This window comes from Nocardiopsis mangrovi (assembly GCF_042653925.1).
Taxonomy (GTDB): Bacteria; Actinomycetota; Actinomycetes; order Streptosporangiales; family Streptosporangiaceae; genus Nocardiopsis_B; species Nocardiopsis_B mangrovi.
This window is the reverse complement of record NZ_JBHSFQ010000003.1, coordinates 100,039-119,097: the sequence shown is the minus strand read 5'-3', so window position 1 is coordinate 119,097 and position 19,059 is coordinate 100,039. Positions and strand designations below refer to the sequence as shown.

The window sequence follows — 19,059 nt, the reverse complement described above, 5'->3', positions numbered from 1 at the left end:
CGGTGCGGCGTCACATGGAGATCAGCACGGACACGCCCATCGCAACGGCGACGACCACGGTGGTGGCGGCGACGACGCGGAGGTTGCCGAGGTTGGCGGTCCAGCCGATCCCCACGCGTCGGGGGACCAGCGCCGCCGGGTCGTCGGCGTTCACGTAGACGGTTCCCGCGAGGTGCCAGAAGCGGTCGTCGTCGCGGGGGACCAGGCCGGAGTCCGCCTCCGCCGTGCCGGCGGGCAGCCTGCTCCCCGATGGGCCGACACGGAGGACGAGGTAGGCGACGATGGCGAGGATGAGGAGTGAGGGGACGCCGGCCACGAGCAGGACGAGCTCCTGGGAGCGGTCGTCGCTCCAGATCAGCCCGGACAGGCCGAGCATCATCAGATTGACCAGGGCGCTGATGCCCAGCAGGGCGCGGGCCATGATGACGAGGTAGCGCCGGTACCGGGCGGCGCTGGTCTTGGGGCGGGCCACATCGAGGTCGGCGCGGGTGCGCAGCGCGCCGGCGATGACGCCGATCATGGTCGCCGTGACGATCACCTGGGCGAAGACGAGGCTGAACGCGCTCCAGATCGTGGTCGGGTACACCCGGTAGACGGTTCCGCCGGGCGAGCGCTGGGGCAGGGCGATCTCGGCGGGCAGGCCCGGATAGACGATGGCGCCGACGGTGGCCGTCACGCCGATGATGGCGAGGGAGGGGATCGCCCACGGCCAGGGCATCCGCACGGGATCGGTGCGCAGAGAGGTGTCGGTGACGGCTCCCTGCCGCGCCTGCTCGTACCAGCCGCCGCGCTTCTTGGCGTCGGCGATGCCGTTGTGGGCGCGGGTCCACAGGACCGCGGTGACGGCGCAGAGCAGGAGGCCGCCGCCCGTCGCCCCGACGGCGGGGCCGTCGAGGACGGCGGTGAGGGAGGCGGTGGGGACGGCGACGAGCGCCGCCGACGCGAGCAGGTGCCTGCGGTAGCGCGTGCGCTCCGCCGTGACCTCGGGGGCGTCCGCCTTGTCCGGCGGGACGCGGACGCCGAAGGGCACGGCCCGCGGGTTCAACAGCCGGCTGGGTGCGACGTAGAAGACGGCGCTGAGGCAGGCCAGGATGCCGAGGGTGAGGGCTGCGTTGACGGCCGGCACGGTGTTCACCTGTTCGTTGTGATGGAGGCGTCTCGGGGAGAGAACCCGCTGCATGCCTGGATGGAAGAGTCTCGGAGAGAGAACCCGCAGCACGCCTGACGGCGTGGCGGCTTCCCGGGCCTGTGGGCCGGGACCGGTGATGACGGTCCGTCGTACCCCGGTCCGGTCGATCGGTGGCGGCTCCCCGGCCGCCGGGAGCGGTGGGGGTCCGGCGCGCCTCGGCGCGGACTACCGCTGCTCGTCGTCCCGGGCGGGAAAACGGTCGAGAGTCGCCTCGACATATGCCATCACCTCCTCCTTCGCGATGCCGCGCACGTCCAGCTCGGCGAGGAGCGTGCGCATGCGCCCCTCCCAGTCGACCCCGGCGCGCAGTTCGTCCGACGGCTGTTTGACGTCGGGCCTGACCGCGGCGCCGCTCTTGCGGTTGATGCGGATGAAGCCCTCGCGCCGGAGCAGGTCGTAGGCCTTGTTGACGGTGTGGAAGTTGATCGCCAGGTCGAGGGCCAGCTGCCGGGTGGACGGCAGCCCGGCGCCGGGCGCCAGCGCCCCTTCCGCGATGGCTTCCACCACCCGGTCCCGGATCTGCTGATAGATCGGCACTTCGCTGTCGAGGTCGAGGAGTAGCTGCACACCCTTGACTCTATCTGTTCTACATATGCTACAACAGATACACCACCGGGGGTGCGGTCCCATCCGAGGGACGGGCCCGGCTCCCGAGAGAGGGGCGGATCCCATGGCACTGATGAAGGTCTCGGACACCGAGCTCGCGATCGAGTTCAGCGGAGGCGAACGGACCTGGACGCGTCGCGCCTCGCTGACGGTCCCCTTGAGCGCGGTCCGCCGGGCGGCCCGGGTCGGCGATCCGCTGCGCGCGGCCCGCGGCGCCCGCAAGGGGCTCCATGTTTCGGGGGTCGCCAAGGTCGGCGTCTGGGGGCTGTTCCGCGGGCCGCGCCAGCTCGTGGCCGCCTACCGCGGTCAGCCGGGCCTGCACATCGAACTGGACCGCGCCGCCGCCGGCGGCGAGTTCGACGAGCTCGTCCTCTCCCTCGCCGACGCCGAACAGCTCGCCCGGCGCGTCGGGCAGGGGAGGAACAGATGACCACACGGCACGACGGCGGACCCGGCGTTCGCATCGACGTCACGGGCCTGACCAAGCGGTTCGGCTCCGTCCGCGCCGTCGAGGACCTCTCCTTCACCGTGGAGCCGGGCGTCGTGACGGGGTTCGCCGGGCCGAACGGCGCCGGCAAGACAACGGCCATGCGCATGATCCTGGGGCTGGTCGCTCCCACGTCCGGAACCGCCACGATCGGCGGGAAGCGCTACGCGGAGCTGCGCCGGCCCTCGCAGACCGTCGGCGCCGTCCTGGACGCGTCGGCCTTCCACCCCGACCACACCGCCCGCGACCATCTGCGCATCTACCGCACCATGGGCCGCCATCCGGAGTCCCGCGTGGACGAGCTGCTCGACCGGATGGGGCTCGCGCACGCGGCCGACCGCCGCACCCGCACGTTCTCCACGGGGATGCGCCAGCGCCTCAGCCTCGCCACCGCGCTGCTGGGCGACCCACGGGTGCTCCTCCTGGACGAGCCGAGCAACGGCCTCGACCCGGAGGGCATCGCCTGGCTGCGCCGGTTCCTGCGCGGCCTGGCCGACGAGGGGCGCACGGTCCTCGTCTCCAGCCACGTGCTGAGCGAGATGCAGCAGGTCGTCGATGACATCGTCATGATCAGCAAGGGCCGCCTGGTGGCAGCGGGACCGCTTCGGGAGATGGAGCGCGACCTGCCCGCGACCGTGCTCGTCCGGTCGCCGGACGCGGCGGAACTGCGTGCGGCCCTGCTGAGCGCCGGCGGCGGCCGGACCCGGGTCGAGACGGTGTCCGACGACGGGCTGCGCGTTTACGGCATGCGGGACGCGGACATCGCCGACCTCGCCGGATCCAAGGGCCTGCGCGTGTACGGCCTCACCGCCGAAGAGGCCGGCCTGGAGCGGCTGTTCTTCCGGCTGACCGGAGACGGGGACCCCGCGCCGCGGACGGCCCTCCACGCGCACGGACCACCTCCGGCGGCGGTCCCGCCGCAGGCCACGACCCCCGAAGGGAACCGGCGATGACCGCACTGATCAAGGCGGAGTTCCGGCGGTTGTCGGCCACCCGCATGTGGCTGTGGGCGCTGGGGGCGGCGACGCTCCTCGGCGGCGGCCTGGTGGGTCTGCTGACCGCTGTCGGGCCGCAGAACTTCGACCCGCCGATGCCCGGGATCGACACCCGCGAAGGCGTCCGGTCCATCCTCGGCATGCTGGGCTTCACGGTGTTCGTCCCCGCCGCGCTCGGCACCCTCGCCATGACCGCCGAATACCGCCACCGGACGGCCACCTACACCTTCCTGTCCGCGCCGCGGCGCTGGCAGGTGCTGACCGCCAAGCTCGTCACCTACGGTGCCGCCGGCCTGGTCTACGGGCTGGTGCTCGCCGGCACCGCCGCGGCCGGGTTCTTCGGCCCGGTGGCGGCGCAGGGGATCACCCCCGGCATGCCCGCCGCCGACATCCTGGCCCTGCTCGCCCGGCTGGCGGTGGCGATGGGGGTCTACACCCTGCTGGGGGTCGCCGCCGGTGCGCTGATCCGCAATCAGATCGCGGCGCTGGCCGTCGTGGTCGGCTACCTCTACACGGGCGAGGTCATCCTGATGATGATCCCCGGCGTCAACCTGCTCTACCCGCTGCTGCCCGGCGGCGCCACCGCCTCGCTGACCGGCTTCACCTACCTGACGGACGCGTTGGCCGACCAGCTGTCGTCGTCCCCGGTGTCCCTGCTGCCACCCGCGGGCGGCGGCGCACTCCTCACCGGCTACGCCCTCGCGGCGGCCGCCGCCGCGGTGCTGGTGCCCATGCGCCGGGACGTGTACTGACACCAGGGGAGCGGCCCCCGGCCGCGGTGCCCGTCGCCGCGCCTAGGTGCGGACGGTTCCGTCCGGCTGGGCGACGACGACCTCCACGCCCCGGGCGTGAAACGGGGCCAGGGACGACGGGTCGGCCTTGGAGTCGGTGACCAGGATCCAGCCGGCGGGCAGGCGGGCCCAGGCGTGGAAGGGGCGGCGGCCCAGCTTCGCGGAGTGGACCAGGACGTAGACCTTCTCCGAGCGCTGGGCCATCAGCTCCTTGAGGCGGGTCTGCTGGAGGCTCGCCTCGCAGATCCCGTCCTCCGCCGTCACGCCGTCCGCGCCGAGGAAGACCCGGTCGAACGTCATCCGGCTGAGCGCGGCCTCGGTGAGGGGGCCGACGAACCCCTCGCTGAGGTGGCGCAGCGTTCCGCCGAGGCATTCCACGTGCACGTACTCGGCGTTGGCCAGCTGCTCCAGCACGGTCATCCCGGTCGTGGCCACGGTCAGATCGCGTGCGTTGCGCAGTTCGTGCGCCAGCGCGCCCGTGGTGGACCCCGCGTCGAGGAGCACGGTCTCGCCAGCGCCGATCCGGGCCGCCGCCCACCGTGCGATGGAGCGCTTGGCCTCGAACGCCTCGCCCAGCCGTTGCCGCAGCGACGCCTCGGGGTGGGCGACCAGCGCGATGGCGCCGCCGTAGGTCCGCGCCAGTTCGCCGGCGGCCTCCAACTGGGCCAGGTCCCGGCGGATGGTGGAGGGGGTCACGCCGAAGGTCGCCGACAGCTCCTCCACGCTCGCCAGACCGGAGGTCGTGGCGAGGCGGACGATCGCCTCACGTCGGGCGCGGGTACCACGGGGCATCGGCGTCCTCTCACATCAATTCGGCGGCACCGGCGGCGGATCCGCCGGCCGGCACCGGCCTCGATCATGCCACCGGCGGCGGCACTGCGGGACCGGAGCGGCGGGCGCGGTCCGCTGTCGGCCACGCCGTCGGCCCGGTGATCCGACGACTCGGGATGCGGGCCGGGTCGCGACCGCCGGGCGGTGCCCCGGGCCACACCCGGACCGCCGGGCGGCGCCCCCGGGCCACACCCGAACGGTCGGGGGGACACGGTCGCCGCGCGGTGTCCGCGACCACCCCCCATGAGGCAGGGCAGGCACGGCCGCCGTGACGGTTCTGCGCACAACGCGCATTCAATCAGAGAGCCCGGCCGGTGACCACCCCCTGTCGAGCCCCGCGTCGCGAACCCGCCCGGCATCCCCGCCGGGACATGGAGTGAACTCGCCTTTCCGCTGTGTGCGGGCGGCTGTCCGGCGGCCCCGCGCCAACGGTCCCCCGGCGGCCGGGCGCGGGGTCCGCCGGAAAACCGATCGCCCTCACCGCGCAAAATTACCCACCGCCCATTGCGCGAAATGCGCAGTTGTGTCATGGTGACGCAGGTAACAAGGCTGCGGGCATGGGTCACACCAGGTCACGTGCGCCTTTCGGACGGACCGTGCGTACACCCCGGACGCGCAGGCAGGGAGGCAGAAACATGACGCGACCCGGATCGCCGGCGCTCTCCCGCCGCGGTCTCCTGCGGCTCGGCGCCGCCGTGGCCGGTGTCTCCGCACTCTCGGCGACCGGCGCGTGCGCCGGGCCCACCGGCGCCCAGGGCGCCGGCACCCTCACCCTGGCGCTGAACCGCTCCCTGGTCTCGCTCGACAACAAGCTCAACCAGTTCGACGCCGCGGTCACCGTGCAGCGCGCCGTCCGGCAGTCGCTCACCCGCATCGGCCCCGAGCTGACCCCCAAGCCGGTCCTGGCCGACCGGTTCGAGCTGACCGCCCCCACCGAGTGGACGGTGCGGCTGCGCGAGGGCATCCGCTACTCCGACGGCTCGCCCGTCACCCCCCAGGACGTCGCGACCGCGCTGGAGATGTACCGGGACGTCAGCGGCTCCTTCCTGGCCTCCTTCTTCCCGGAGTGGCCGGAGGTCGAAGAGGTCGACGACCGCACCTTCCTCCTGCACACCGAGCGCCCGCTCCCGGTCCTCGACTACCTGATGGCCAACATCCTCATCACCCCGGCCGCCGACAACGCCCCCGAAGAACTCCAGTCGGGCATCGGCACGGGGCCCTACACCGTCACCGCCGCCAACCGCGGCACCGGCACCTACACCCTCGAACGCAACGAGAACTACTGGGGCGACCGCCCCGGCATCGCCAGGGTCGGCGTCCGGTTCCTGCCGGAGGAGTCCAGCCGCGTGGTGTCGCTGCGCAGCGGGGAGGTCGACGTCATCGACACGATCTCGCCCGACTCCCAGGAACAGCTCGTGGGCCTGCCCGACGTCGCCATGGAGAGCGTCCCGGGCACCCGCATCAACCAGCTCTTCTACAACTTCCGCAAGCCCGGCGACCACCCCTTGGCCGACGCCCGCGTCCGCGAGGCGCTGACCTTCGCCATCGACGGCGAGCGGCTGGTCGAGGACGTCCTGGTCGGCTCGGTCACCCAGGCCGACGGCGTCGTCTCCAGCGCCCTGACCGGCGCCGTGCCCACCGGCACCTACACCTACGACCCCCGCAAGGCCCGCCAGCTGTTGGACGCGGCCGGGGTCCACCCCGCGGACCTGCACCTCAAGCTCATCTGGGAGACCGGGGAGTTCGCCAGTGACACCACCGTCATGGAGGCCGTCCTCCAGATGCTCAAGGCCATCGACGTCGACGTCACCCTCCAGCAGTTCGAGCCCGGCGGCGACATCTCCCTGTGGCGGCAGGGCCGCGCCGGCGACTGGGACGTCCTGGGCAACGGGTTCGCCAGTCCCACCGGCCTGGCCCTGCCGACCGTCCAGGGGATGTTCGGCGGCACCGCCGAGAAGGAGGAGACCCGCGACACCTACCAGGGCTACGTGATCCCCGAGATCACCGACCTGCTCGACCGGGCCTACGGCGAAGTCGACGACGACGCCCGCCAGGCGCTCGCCGAAGAGGTCCAGCACGCGGTCTGGAACACCTGGCCGTGCCTGTGGGCGTTCGTGCCCAACTCCGTGCTGGCGCGCCGGCGCCGCGTCACCGGCCTCGCCCTGGAGGCCAGCAACTCCTACGACCTCGCAGCGACCCGGTTGGACGGCTGAGCCATGGCCCTTTACCTCCTGCGCCGCCTCGGCCAGAGCGCGCTGACGGTCTTCCTGACCGTCTCCGCCGTGTTCGTGCTGATCCGGCTGGCCCCCGGCGACCCCGCCACCTCCTTCGCCGGCCCGCTCGCCACGACCGAGGACCTGGAGCGCATCCGCGAGCAGTTCGGCCTGGACCAGCCGCTCATGGTGCAGTACCTGATCTTCGTCCGGGACATGCTCACCGGCGACCTCGGCACCTCCTACTCCTTCCAGGCGCCCGCGTTCGACGTCGTCATGGAGCGCCTGCCCTACACCACCACCCTCGCCACCTCCGCCATCCTCGTCACGACCCTGCTGGCGCTGCCCCTCGGCGTGTGGATGGCGCGGCGCGCCAACACCGCCCGCGAGATCGGGGCCGACGTCGGCACCGTCGCCGCCCAGTCGATGCCGGAGTTCTGGTCCGGCGTCATGCTGCTGACCGTGTTCGCGGTGCTGGTGCCGGTGCTCCCGGCATCGGGGTTCGCCACCTGGGGCGGGATCGTCCTGCCCACCATGACCGTCGCGCTGCTGCAGATCGCGCTCGTCTCGCGGCTCGTGCGCCGCGAGATGACCGCCAACCTCAACGCGCCCTACCTCACCGCCGCGCGCTCGCGCGGCGTCTCCGAACGCGCCCTCACCTGGCGCTACGCCATGAGCAACGCGGCGATCCCGGTGCTCACCGCACTGGGCACGCGCTTCGCGGCCATGCTCAACGGCGTGGTGGTGGTCGAGGTCGTGTTCGCCTGGCCCGGTGTCGGCTCCCTCGTGGTGCGCGCCCTGGAGACACGCGACTACCCGCTGATCCAGGCCACCGTGCTCGTGACCGCCGCCCTGGCGATCCTCGTCCAGCTCCTCATCGACCTGGCCTACCCGCTCCTCGATCCGCGGGTCCGCATCGGGAAGGCGGTCCGACGATGACCACCGGCTCCACCACCCCCGCCGGCTCCGTGCCGGCCGCGCGCGCCGCCGGCCCCGCGGCCCGCCCCAGCCGGGTCACGGCGCGCGACCTCTCCCGCGCGGGCGCCACCCGGCGCCGCAAGGGCGCCGCCGCCCGGCTGTGGGCGGGCGCGATCTGCACACTCCTGGTCGTCGTCCCGGTGGTCCTCGCCGGGGTGCTGCCCATCCCCGGCGCCGACGAGCAGCAGCTCGACGCGCGGCGGCTCCCGCCGCTGACCGACGGCCACCTGTTCGGAACCGACCAGCTCGGCCGCGACCTGCTCGCCCGCGTGCTGCACGGCGGCCAGGTGTCGCTGACCATCGGCCTGCTCGCGATCGTCGTCTCGGGCATCATCGGCATCATCGCCGGCGCGGCGGCCGGCTACTTCGGCGGCTGGGTCGACTCCGTCGTCTCCCGGGTGCTGGAGGCGCAGATGTCGCTGCCCCTGCTGATGATGCTGCTCCTGGTGGTGGCCCTGTTCGGGCCCTCGGTCCCGGTCATCACCGGCGTCATCGCCATCGCCCAGTGGCCCGAGGTCGCCCGGCTCACGAGATCGCTCGTCATCGTCGAACGCGAGAAACCCTACGTCGACGCCGCCCGGGTACTGGGGCTGGGGCGGGTGTCGGTGCTGGTCCGCCACGTCCTGCCCAACATCGTGCGGCGGGCGACCCTGGTGATCCTGCTGCTGCTCGCCCAGGCGGTCCTGCTGGAGAGCGCGCTGAGCTACCTCGGCGCCGGCCCCGAGCGCCCGTTCGCGACCTGGGGGCGCATCATCTCCGACGGCCAGGACTACATCACCACCTCGTGGTGGCTGGTCACCCTGCCCGGCCTGTTCATCGTGCTGCTCGTGGTCGGGGTCAACCTGCTCGGCGACGGCCTGCGCGACCGCTCCCGGCGCCCGCGCGGCGCCCTCGCCACCCGGAAGGAGACCACGGCATGAGCGCCACCGCCTCCGGCACCGTCGCGGCAGAGGCCGGGACCCCCGCCGCCCCGCAGCCGCTGCTGAGCGTCACCGACCTCCAGATCGAGCTGGTCACCGACAACGGGGTGGTCCGCGCCGTCGACGGCGTCTCCTTCGAGATCCACCGCGGCGAGACCGTCACCATCATCGGCGAATCGGGGTCGGGCAAGTCCACCACCGCCATGGGCGTGCTGCGGCTGCTCCCCGACGACCTCGCGGTCCTCTCCGGGAGCGTGCGCGTCCAAGGCCACGACGTGATCGCCGACCCGCGCGCCGCAGCGAAAGTGCGCGGCCGCGCGGTCTCCCTCGTCCCGCAGGACCCCATGACCGCGCTCAGCCCGGTGCACAGCGTCGGCGCCCAACTCCTGGAGGTCGTGCGGCTGCGCCGCCCCGGCCTGGACCGGGCCGCGGCCCGGTCCCGCGCGGTCGACCTGCTCACCCAGGTCCGCATCCCCGAGCCCGAGCGGCGGCTGCGCGCCTACCCCCACCAGCTCTCCGGCGGCATGCTCCAGCGCGTCCTCATCGCCATGGCCCTGGCCGGCGAACCGTCGCTGATCGTCGCCGACGAGCCCACCAGCGCCCTCGACGTCACCGTGCAGGCCGGGATCCTCGACCTGCTGCTGGAGCTCCAGGCCGGCACCGGGGTGGGCATCCTGATGATCACCCACGACCTGGGGGTGGCCCGGGTGGTCTCCGACCGCATCCACGTCATGCGCGACGGCCGGTTCGTGGAGAGCGGCACGGCCGAGCAGATCGTCGGCGCCCCCGTGGAGGACTACACCCGCTCCCTCCTGAGCGCGGTCCCGTCCCTGGGCCCCTGGGACGGCGCCCCCGCCGCGGGCGGATCCCCCGCCCCGCACGCCGCCGCGAAGGGAGACCCGGCATGACCGGCACCGCCGCACCCGAAACCCCGATCCTCCAGGTCGGCGACCTGGTCGTGGAGTACCCCGTGCCCTCCGGGGTCTTCCGCGCCGTCGACGGCGTCTCCTTCTCCGTCGGGCGCGGCCGCACGCTGGCCGTCGTGGGCGAGTCCGGCTGCGGGAAGTCGACCATCGCCCGCGCCCTGGTCCGGCTGCTCACCCCAACGGCCGGGACCATCCTGCTCGACGGCCAGGACATCGCCCGGATGCCCGAGCGGCGGCTGCGCCCGCTGCGCCGCCGCATCCAGATGGTCTTCCAGGACCCCTACGGCTCCCTGGACCCGCACCTGACCGCGGCCGAGATCGTCGCCGAACCGCTGCGCCTCAGCGGGGTCCGCTCCCGGGCCGAACGCGCCGCGCGCGCCGCCGAACTGCTCGACCGGGTCGGCCTGCCCGCCTCAGCGGGCGAGCGCCGCCCGCCGGAGTTCTCCGGCGGCCAGCGGCAGCGCGTGGGCATCGCCCGCGCGCTGGCCAGCCGTCCCGATGTGCTGGTGTGCGACGAGGCCACCAGCGCGCTCGACGTGTCGGTGCAGGCCCAAGTGCTCGACCTGCTGCGCGAGATCCAGCGCGAGAGCGGCCTGACCTACCTGTTCATCTCGCACAACCTCGGGGTCGTGCGCGAGATCAGCGACGACGTCCTGGTGATGCGCGACGGCCGGGTGGTCGAGCGCGGCCCGACCGACCGCGTGCTCGCCACGCCCGAGCACCCCTACACGCGCGCCCTCCGGGGCGCCGCCCTCGACCCGGCCACCATCACGGGGCGCAAGCCGCGCGCGGTCCTCGCCGCCGCCCTCGCCCCGACCGCAACCGCGACCGCCACCGAAGGAGCCGCCCGATGACCTCCGGCCCCACCGCCGCCCACCCCGCCCCCGCCCGGCTGCCCGGCATCGACGTCCCGCTGTCGCCGCTGGTCCTCGGCACCATGACGTTCGGGGACACCGTGGACGCCGACGGCGCGGCCCGGATGCTCGACACCGCGCTGGACGCGGGCGTCACCGGCGTCGACACAGCCAACGGCTACGCGGGCGGCGCCAGCGAGGAGATCCTGCGCGACCTGCTTCCGGCCCGGCGCGACCGGATCGTGCTGGCCACCAAGGCCGGGATCCCGCACCCCGACGCCGGCGACCACGCGCCGCTGTCAGCGCAGGGCCTGCGGGCCTCGCTCGACGGCAGCCTGCGCCGCCTCGGCACCGACCGGGTGGACCTCTTCTACCTGCACCAGCCCGACCGTGCCACCCCGCTGGCCGAGACCCTGGGCGCGGTGGCCGGGCTCGTCGCCGAGGGCAAGATCGGGGCGCTGGGCGTCTCCAACTACGCGGCCTGGCAGATCGGCGAGCTCAACCACGCCGCCGACGCCGCCGGAGCCCCGCGCCCGGTGGTCGCCCAGCAGCTCTACAACCTGCTGGCCCGCCGCATCGAGACCGAGTACGTCGAGTTCGCCGCGACCACCGGCCTGCACACCATGGTCTACAACCCGCTCGGCGGCGGGCTGCTGACCGGCCGGCACCGCTTCGACGAGGACCCCGCGAGCGGGCGGTTCGGCGACTCGCGGCTCGCGGCCATGTACCGGCAGCGCTACTGGGACCCGGCGCTCTTCGCCGCCGTGACCTCCCTGTCCGAGATCGCCGACGGTGCGGGGCTGGCGCTCACCGACCTGTCCCTGCGCTGGCTGCTGTCGCGCCCCGTAGTCGGGTCGCTGCTGCTGGGCGGGTCCAAGGTCGAGCACCTGTCGGCCAACCTGGCCGCCGCCGCGGCCGGCCCGCTGCCCGCCGACGTGGTCGCGGCCTGCGACGAGGTCGGCGCGACCCTCAACGGCCCCATGCCCGCCTACAACCGCTGACCGCGCCGCGCGCGAGCGCCGCACACCGGGCCCCCGGGCCCCGCTGCACCGCCGGACCCGTTCGACCGACCGACACGAAGGAGCTGTCCCCACCATGACCGCGGCCGAGTTCGCCCGCAAGATCCGCAACCGTGAGAAGGCCATCGGCTACTGGGCGCTGCTGGACGCGCCGGTGGCCACCGAACGCCTCGCCCGGCTCGGCTACGACTACGTGGCCCTCGACGCCCAGCACGGCCTCTTCGGCTACTCCGGGATGCTCAACGGGCTGCTCGCCATCGACGCGGGCGGCACCTCGGCCGGGCTGGTCCGGGTCGAGGCCAACGACCCCACCCCGATCGGCCGGGCGCTCGACGCCGGGGCCGCCGGGGTGATCGTGCCCCTGGTCAACAGCGCGGCCGACGCCGCCGCCGCGGTCGCCGCCACGCGCTACCCGCCCCACGGCATCCGCTCCTACGGGCCCATGCGCTCCATGCTGCGCATCGGCCCCGTGCCAGCCGAGGCCAACGACAGCACGCTGGTCCTGGCGATGATCGAGACCCCGCAGGGGTTGGAGGACGTCGAGGCGATCTGCGCCACCCCCGGCCTCGACGGGATCTACGTCGGCCCCTCCGACCTGCGCCTGGCCGTCGGCGGCGCGACGTCCACCGACCCCGCCGTCGACGACGTGTTCAACGCCGCCGTGGTCCGGGTGCGCGAGGCCGCCGCCGCCGCGGGCATCGCCGCGGGCATCCACACCCCCAGCGGCGAGGTCGCCGCCCGGCGGCTGGACGAGGGCTTCACCTTCGCCTCCGTCGCCAGCGAGCTCGTCCACCTGGAGCAGGCCGCGGCCGGCCACCTCGCCGCGGCCCGCCGGGACGGCGCGCGATGAGCGCCGGGCCCGCCCCCGGGGCGCTGCCGGCCGACGGCCGGCTGCGTCCCGCCCAGGGCGACCCCGGACGCGGCGACGCGTTCCTGCCCGCGCCCACCGTCCAGGCGCACGCGGCCAACCTGGCCGTCCTGCCCGACGGCGACCTCGGCTGCGTGTGGTTCGGCGGCACCCAGGAGGGAGTGGCCGACATCAGCGTCTGGTTCTCCCGGCTGCCCGCCGGCTCCGATACCTGGTCGCGGCCGGTCCGGCTGTCCGACGACACCACCCGCTCCGAGCAGAACCCCGTGCTCTTCGCGGCGCCCGGCGGCGCGCTGTGGCTGCTCTACACCGCCCAGCACGCCGGGAACCAGGACACCGCCGAGGTCCGTGTGCGGGTGTCCGACGACAGCGGGCACACCTGGGGGCCCGTGCGCACCCTGGTCCCCGCTTCGGCGACCGGCGGGGTGTTCGTCCGCCAGCCGATCGTGGTGCTGGACTCCGGCCGGTGGCTGCTGCCGGTCTTCCACTGCGTGCGGCCCGCCGAGGGCAAGTGGGTCGGCGACCTCGACACCAGCGGGCTCCTGGTCTCCGACGACGCGGGTGCCACCTGGCGCCACCAGGAGATCCCGGGCAGCACCGGGTGCGTGCACATGAACATCGTCCCGCTGGACGACGGCACCCTGCTCGCGCTGTTCCGCAGCCGCTGGGCCGACGCGATCCACGAGTCCCGCTCCACCGACGAGGGCCGCAGCTGGACGGTCCCGGTGCCCACCGAACTGCCCAACAACAACTCCTCCATCCAGGTCACCGGGCTGGGCGACGGACGGATCGCGCTCGTCTACAACGACGCCCGCGCCACCGGCACCACCGAGCGGCGCGTGTCCCTCTACGACGAGATCGGCGACGACGGACTCGCCGAGGCGCCCCCCGCACCCGCCCCCGCGCCGCCGCCCGGCGCCAAGGGCGCGCGGACCGCGTTCTGGGGGACCCCGCGCGCCCCGCTGACGCTGGCCATCTCGCCCGACGGCGGCCGCACCTGGCCCCTGCGGCGGGACGTGCAGACCGGCGACGGCTACTGCATGACCAACAACTCGCGCGACGGGCTCAACCGGGAGCTGTCCTACCCCTCCGTCGTCCAGGGCCCCGACGGCGACCTGCACATCGCGTTCACCTACCACCGGCAGGCCATCAAGCACGTCCGCGTCACCCCGGACTGGGCCGCGGCCGCCGGCCGTCCCAAGGAGGGCGTCCCCGCGTGACGACCACCCTGATCACCACGCCCACCTTCGGCCGGTTCTCCGACGAGCCGTGGCGGGTCCTGGAACGCGCCGGCGCCGCCGCGGTGCGCCCCTACGACGACCGGGCGCTGCCGGGCGCGGAGCTGCTGGAACTGGCCGCCGGCGCGGACGCGCTGATCGTCGGGCTCGACGGCATCACCGCCGAGGCCATGGACGCCGGGCCGAAGCTCAAGGTCATCGCCAAGCACGGCGTGGGCGTGGACAACATCGACCTGGACGCCGCCCGCGAGCGCGGCATCCGCGTCGTCTACGCCCCCGGCAGCAACTCCCGCGCCGTCGCGGAGCTGACGTTCGGGCTGATCCTCAGCGCGACCCGCAAGATCGGCCGCGCCCACACCGAGGTCCTGGACGGCGGCTGGCCGAAGCCGTTCGGCCGCGAGCTGGCGGGCTCGACCCTCGGCATCATCGGGTTCGGCCGGATCGGCCGGCTGCTCGCCGGCTACGGCCGGGCGTTCGGGATGGACGTCGTCGCCTACGACCCCTACCTGGCCCCCGAGGCGTTCGCCGAGCACGGCGCACGCGGTGTCGACCTGGACACCTGCGTGACCGGCTCCGACGTCCTCAGCCTGCACCTGCCCGCCGAGCCCCGGGCGGCACCGCTGCTGGACCGCGCGCGACTGGAATCGATGCGCGCTGGATCCTGCCTGGTCAACGCGGCGCGCGGCGGCCTGGTCGACGAGGCCGCGCTCGCCGACCTGCTGCACAGCGGGCACCTCGGGGCGGCGGCGCTGGACGCCTTCGCCGTCGAGCCGCTGGGGGAGAGCCCCCTGCGGACCGCGCCCAACCTGGTCCTGACCTCGCACATCGGCGCGTGCAGCCGCGAGGCCAACCGGACCATGGGCGTCATGGTCGCCGAGGACGTCGTCCGGGTGCTGGCGGGCCGGGAGCCCCGGCACGAGGCCACCTGACACACGCCGGCGCCGGCGGCCCACCCGACACCCGACATCGGCCCTCCCGAGACTTGGAGCAGCGGACCCCATGAAGATCGAGCGCATCCGCATCGACAAGGCGAAGTTCGAGATGCGCGACTTCGCCAAGCACCCCACCGGGTTCTCCCTGGTCTATGAGCCCGGCAGCAGCAAGCCGGTCAGCGCCTACGCCGTGCGGATCTACACCGACGAGGGCGTCACCGGCGAGTACGTCGGCGGCAACTCCATCGCCGCCGCCCAGGTCAACATGTTCGGCGACTACCTGATCGGCAAGGACCCGTTCCAGCGGGAGCTGATCTACAACGACGTCAAGCGGCAGCTCCGCAAGTTCGACAAGATGGGCATGGGGCTGATCGACATCCCGCTGTGGGACCTCGCCGGCCGGGCCTTCGGCGTCTCCATCCGCACCCTGCTGGGCGGGTGGAAGACCCGGGTGCCCGCCTACGCCTCGACCGCCGCCGGCGACCGCGCCGGCGGCCTCGACTGCGCGCGGGCCTACGCCGACTTCGCGGTGCAGTGCAAGGAGCTGGGCTACCGCGCCTACAAGCTGCACGTGTGGGACGACTACGAGGTCGCCGAGGTCGTCGAGACCATCGCCGCGGTGCGCGACGCCGTGGGCCCCGCCATGGACCTCATGCTCGACCCCGGCTGCAAGCTGGAGACCTTCGCCCACGCCGTGCAGGTCGGCCGGGCCTGCGACGAGGCCGGCTACCTGTGGCTGGAGGACCCCTACAAGGACAGCGGTATCTCCATCCAGGGCCACAAGCGGCTGCGCGAGCTGATCCGCACCCCGCTGCTGCAGACCGAGCACGTGCGCGGGCTCGAGCAGCACGTGGACTTCGCGGTCGGCGGCGGCACCGACTTCGTGCGCGCCGACGCCGAGTACGACGGCGGCATCACCGGCGCGCTCAAGATCGCCCACGCGACCGAGGGCCTGGGGCTCGACGTCGAGCTGCACACCCCCGGGCCGGCGCAGCGCCAGCTCATGGCCTCCATCCGCAACACCAACTATTACGAGATGTCGTTCGTCCACCCCAAGTCGTCGGAGATCGGCCGCAGCCAGCTCATCTACGCCGACGACTACCGCGACGGCCTCGACGCCATCGGCCCCGACGGCTGCGTGCCGGTGCCGGAAGGGCCCGGTATCGGCGTGGCCTACGACTGGGACGTCATCGAGGCGCACACGGTCGAGACGCGCGAATTCGGCTGATCTCCGCGCGCGGGCGGGCCGCCCCTGGACGGGCCCGCAGCGTCGCCCCCATCCCGTTGAACCCCGGCGCCCCACGGCGGCGCCGGGCCCCGCACGAAGGGCCCCACCATGTCCAACACCACCGCCGACCCGGGCTCGGCGCCGCCGCCGGACGTCGCCGACCCCTACGCGCTGCGTCCGGAGGACGCGCGCGAGGCCCCGACGACCTTCGCCGGCCGGCTGCGCTACCTGGGACCGGGGCTGGTCCTGTCGGCGGCGGTCGTCGGCTCAGGCGAACTGATCGTCACCACCTCCCTGGGCGCCCGCGCCGGGTTCGTGCTGCTGTGGCTGGTCATCATGAGCACCGCGGTCAAGGTCTGGATCCAGATGGAGCTGGCGCGCTGGACCATCCTGACCGGCAAGCCGGCCCTTGAGGGCTACAGCCAGGTGGGGCCGAAGATCGGCCGGGTCGGCTGGATCAACTGGCTGTGGATCGGCATGGACTTCGCGAAGATGCTGCAACGCGGCGGCATCATCGGCGGGACCGCGGCCGCGCTGTCGATCCTGTGGCCGATCTACGGCGAGGCCCTGTCCTTCCCGTCGATGGTGGTGTGGACGGTCATCATCACCGTCACGACGATCCTGCTGCTCCAGAGCAGCAAGTACAGCATCGTCGAACGCGCCGCGGCGATCTCGGTGGGCATCTTCACCTTCTCCACCGTGGGCCTGGCGCTCGGGCTGCCGCTGACCGAGTTCGGCTACGGCTCGGCCGACCTGGCCACCGGGCTCAGCTTCGCCATCCCCGCCGGCACGATCGGTATCGCCGTCGCCATGTTCGGCATGACGGGCGTGGGCGCCGACGAGATGACGACCTACACCTACTGGTGCATGGAGAAGGGCTACGCCCGCTGGACCGGCCCCGACGACGGCACCGAGGATCGGGCCCGCCGCGCCGAGGGATGGCTGCGGGTGATGCGGCTGGACGTGCTGGTGTCGTGGCTGGTCTGCACGCTGTGCACACTGGCGTTCTACGTCATCGGCGCCTCGGTCCTGCACCCGCAGAACCTGGTGCCCGAGGGCAACGACATGATCACCACCCTCGCCCGCATGTACACCGACACCATGGGCCCCTGGGCGCAGTACGTGTTCCTGATCGGCGCGATCGCCGTGCTGTGGTCCACCAACATCGGCTCCACCGCCAGCGTGCCGCGGCTGTGGACCAACACCCTGGGCCTGCTCGGCGTCATCGACTGGACCGACGTCGCGGCCCGGCGCCGGATGATCCGCATCCTGACCTGGTGCTTCCCTCCGCTGTGGGCGTCCTTCTTCCTGTTCATCCAGTCGCCGGTGATCATGGTCCAGATCGGCGGTGTCGCCACCGGCATCTTCCTGCTCGCCGTGGTGATCGCCGTCTGGCACCTGCGCACCACCGAGGTCGACCGGCGCTTCCGCGCCAACCCGTGGCTGACCGGGGCCCTCGTCCTGAGCAGCATCGCCATCGGGGTCCTGGGCGTGTACAGCATCATCGAGGTGTTCGGGCTCGGCGTCCCCGAGTGACGCCGCGCGCCGCCCCGCTGACGGGGCGGCCCCGCGACCGCGGTCCGGCCCGCCGGTGGGGACGGGCCGGACCGCGTCCGGCATCCGTTCCGCCGCGCCGCGCCGCGCCGCGCCCGGCGGGCGCCGTGCGGACCGGACCGCGCCCGGTAGGCGCCGTCCGCGGCCCGGCCCCGGACGGGGTCCGGCATTCCGCCGCCCGGCACGAGCCGCCGTGCCGGTGCCCCGCGGGCGGCCCCGGATGGCTACGGTTGGGGGATGCTGATCGGATTCGGAGCCCCGGTGTCCGGGGCGTGGGCCACCCCGCACAACCTCGGCGCGTTCGCCGCCCGCGCCGAAGAACTCGGCTACCACTCGCTGTGGACCTTCCAGCGGCTGCTCACCCCGGCCGACGACAGCCAGGTCGGGCCCGGTTACCGCAGCGTCCTGGACCCCATGGTGTCGCTGGGGTTCGCCGCCGCCACCACCTCGCGCATCCGGCTGGGCGTGTCCATCGTCAACATGCCGTTCGTCCCGCCGGCGGTCCTCGCCAAGCAGGCGGCGACCCTCGACGTCCTCTCCGGCGGACGGCTGGACCTGGGTCTGGGGACGGGCTGGTCACCGGAGGAGTTCGCCGTTTCGGGCGCCACACCCGCCCGGCGCGGGGCCCGCGCCGAGGAGTACCTCGCCGTGCTGCGCACCCTGTGGGCCGATGAGGTGAGCGGGTTCGAGGGCGACTTCTACACGGTTCCGCCCAGCCGCATGGCGCCCAAGCCGGCGCAGGCCGGCGGGCCCCCGGTGCTCCTGGGCGGCGTGGCGCCCACCGCGTTGCGGCGCGCGGGCCGGCTGGCCGCCGGGTGGCTCAGCCGCAGCGCAACCGACCTCTCCCGGATCGCCGAGGAGATCGCCGTGGTGCGCGGTGCCGCCGAGCAGGCCGGCCGCGACCCCGGAGCGGTGCGGGCGGTGTGCCGCGGCGTGGTCCGCTACGGCGCCGAGGCGACGGCCGAGGACGGGCGCCGGCTGCCGCTGTCGGGGTCGGCCGCACAGATCCGCGAGGACGCCGCCTGGCTCGGCGAGCAGGGGGTCACCGAACTCTTCTACGACCTCAACTGGGACCCGGAGGTGGGTTCCCCCGACGCCGACCCCGCCGCCGCCACCGCCCGCGCCACCGAGATCGTCGAATCCCTGTCCCCGACGTCCGGCTGAGCGATCCGGCCGCCCGGCGCCGATCCGCATCAACGGCGACCGCGCGGCGGGGGGCTCAGCGTTGTCGGGGAGGAGGCTGAAGCGCGTCGATGCCTGCCGGAAAGACGGTCCACTCACGAGCGGACAGTGACAGGGTGGCGGAATCGCGATGTCCCGTGTCCCGGATGAAAATCGTCCGTTCCTGCGCGACCTCTGCGCTCGGAGTTGACCAGGCTGCCGCCCGAAGGTCATGACCCCCGGGCCGTTCGGCTACCCTTTAGTGCGCC

At 73.6% G+C, this 19,059-nt stretch carries 18 protein-coding genes; 15 read left to right on the top strand and 3 right to left on the bottom strand.

The annotated features are described in order from the left end of the window. Positions 1 to 10: 10 nt before the first annotated feature. Both ACFO4E_RS04425 and ACFO4E_RS04420 read right to left on the bottom strand, forming a co-directional pair. On the bottom strand, positions 11 to 1,135 hold the full coding sequence (locus ACFO4E_RS04425; protein WP_378571720.1) for a DUF1648 domain-containing protein: 1,125 nt from the start codon (positions 1,133 to 1,135) through the stop codon (positions 11 to 13). Between the two features lie 219 nt (positions 1,136 to 1,354). Further along, on the bottom strand, positions 1,355 to 1,756 hold the full coding sequence (locus tag ACFO4E_RS04420; RefSeq protein ID WP_378571719.1) for a GntR family transcriptional regulator: 402 nt from the start codon (positions 1,754 to 1,756) through the stop codon (positions 1,355 to 1,357). 103 nt (positions 1,757 to 1,859) lie between these two features. Between ACFO4E_RS04420 and ACFO4E_RS04415 the strand changes: the two genes are divergently transcribed. Genes ACFO4E_RS04415 through ACFO4E_RS04405 form a run of 3 tightly spaced genes read left to right on the top strand, consistent with a single transcriptional unit; the run spans position 1,860 to position 4,029 of the window. Beyond that, complete coding sequence (locus ACFO4E_RS04415) at positions 1,860 to 2,225, top strand: hypothetical protein (RefSeq protein WP_378571718.1); 366 nt, start codon at positions 1,860 to 1,862, stop codon at positions 2,223 to 2,225. Beyond that, positions 2,222 to 3,235, top strand: a complete 1,014-nt coding sequence (locus ACFO4E_RS04410; RefSeq protein ID WP_378571717.1) for an ABC transporter ATP-binding protein — start codon at positions 2,222 to 2,224, stop codon at positions 3,233 to 3,235. The genes ACFO4E_RS04415 and ACFO4E_RS04410 overlap by 4 nt, the downstream gene beginning before the upstream one ends. Next, positions 3,232 to 4,029, top strand: coding sequence for an ABC transporter permease (locus ACFO4E_RS04405; RefSeq protein WP_378571716.1), 798 nt, complete (start codon positions 3,232 to 3,234; stop codon positions 4,027 to 4,029). The genes ACFO4E_RS04410 and ACFO4E_RS04405 overlap by 4 nt, the downstream gene beginning before the upstream one ends. A gap of 42 nt (positions 4,030 to 4,071) precedes the next feature. Here the strand turns inward: ACFO4E_RS04405 and ACFO4E_RS04400 are convergent, their stop codons facing one another. Continuing rightward, positions 4,072 to 4,860, bottom strand: coding sequence for a DeoR/GlpR family DNA-binding transcription regulator (locus tag ACFO4E_RS04400; protein WP_378571715.1), 789 nt, complete (start codon positions 4,858 to 4,860; stop codon positions 4,072 to 4,074). A gap of 674 nt (positions 4,861 to 5,534) precedes the next feature. On the opposite strand from ACFO4E_RS04400, the gene ACFO4E_RS04395 reads away from it, so the two are divergent. From ACFO4E_RS04395 to ACFO4E_RS04340, 12 genes are all read left to right on the top strand, one after another. Further along, complete coding sequence (locus ACFO4E_RS04395; protein WP_378571714.1) at positions 5,535 to 7,112, top strand: ABC transporter substrate-binding protein; 1,578 nt, start codon at positions 5,535 to 5,537, stop codon at positions 7,110 to 7,112. 3 nt (positions 7,113 to 7,115) lie between these two features. Then, on the top strand, positions 7,116 to 8,051 hold the full coding sequence (locus ACFO4E_RS04390; protein WP_378571713.1) for an ABC transporter permease: 936 nt from the start codon (positions 7,116 to 7,118) through the stop codon (positions 8,049 to 8,051). Then, positions 8,048 to 9,010, top strand: a complete 963-nt coding sequence (locus ACFO4E_RS04385) for an ABC transporter permease (protein ID WP_378571712.1) — start codon at positions 8,048 to 8,050, stop codon at positions 9,008 to 9,010. Before ACFO4E_RS04390 ends, ACFO4E_RS04385 begins: the two co-directional genes overlap by 4 nt. Further along, a complete protein-coding gene (locus ACFO4E_RS04380) occupies positions 9,007 to 9,918 on the top strand; it encodes an ABC transporter ATP-binding protein (RefSeq protein WP_378571711.1) in 912 nt (303 codons plus the stop codon). The genes ACFO4E_RS04385 and ACFO4E_RS04380 overlap by 4 nt, the downstream gene beginning before the upstream one ends. Beyond that, the gene (locus ACFO4E_RS04375; protein ID WP_378571710.1) at positions 9,915 to 10,790 is read left to right on the top strand and encodes an ATP-binding cassette domain-containing protein; all 876 of its coding nucleotides are present in this window, start codon (positions 9,915 to 9,917) and stop codon (positions 10,788 to 10,790) included. The genes ACFO4E_RS04380 and ACFO4E_RS04375 overlap by 4 nt, the downstream gene beginning before the upstream one ends. Next, entirely contained in the window at positions 10,787 to 11,791 is a 1,005-nt protein-coding gene (locus ACFO4E_RS04370) for an aldo/keto reductase (RefSeq protein WP_378571709.1), read from the top strand. The genes ACFO4E_RS04375 and ACFO4E_RS04370 overlap by 4 nt, the downstream gene beginning before the upstream one ends. Positions 11,792 to 11,885: 94 nt before the next feature. Further along, positions 11,886 to 12,659 (top strand): HpcH/HpaI aldolase family protein, encoded by a 774-nt coding sequence (locus tag ACFO4E_RS04365; RefSeq protein ID WP_378571708.1) that lies wholly within the window; start codon positions 11,886 to 11,888, stop codon positions 12,657 to 12,659. Further along, the gene (locus ACFO4E_RS04360) at positions 12,656 to 13,897 is read left to right on the top strand and encodes a sialidase family protein (protein ID WP_378571707.1); all 1,242 of its coding nucleotides are present in this window, start codon (positions 12,656 to 12,658) and stop codon (positions 13,895 to 13,897) included. The genes ACFO4E_RS04365 and ACFO4E_RS04360 overlap by 4 nt, the downstream gene beginning before the upstream one ends. Continuing rightward, entirely contained in the window at positions 13,894 to 14,844 is a 951-nt protein-coding gene (locus tag ACFO4E_RS04355; RefSeq protein WP_378571706.1) for a phosphoglycerate dehydrogenase, read from the top strand. Before ACFO4E_RS04360 ends, ACFO4E_RS04355 begins: the two co-directional genes overlap by 4 nt. 70 nt (positions 14,845 to 14,914) lie before the next feature. Beyond that, positions 14,915 to 16,075 carry an enolase C-terminal domain-like protein gene (locus ACFO4E_RS04350; RefSeq protein WP_378571705.1) on the top strand — a complete coding sequence of 387 codons (1,161 nt, stop codon included), beginning with the start codon at positions 14,915 to 14,917 and terminating at the stop codon, positions 16,073 to 16,075. A gap of 108 nt (positions 16,076 to 16,183) precedes the next feature. Continuing rightward, a complete protein-coding gene (locus ACFO4E_RS04345) occupies positions 16,184 to 17,611 on the top strand; it encodes an Nramp family divalent metal transporter (protein ID WP_378571704.1) in 1,428 nt (475 codons plus the stop codon). A gap of 255 nt (positions 17,612 to 17,866) precedes the next feature. After that, positions 17,867 to 18,793 carry a TIGR03619 family F420-dependent LLM class oxidoreductase gene (locus ACFO4E_RS04340; RefSeq protein ID WP_378571703.1) on the top strand — a complete coding sequence of 309 codons (927 nt, stop codon included), beginning with the start codon at positions 17,867 to 17,869 and terminating at the stop codon, positions 18,791 to 18,793. Positions 18,794 to 19,059 lie beyond the last annotated feature (266 nt).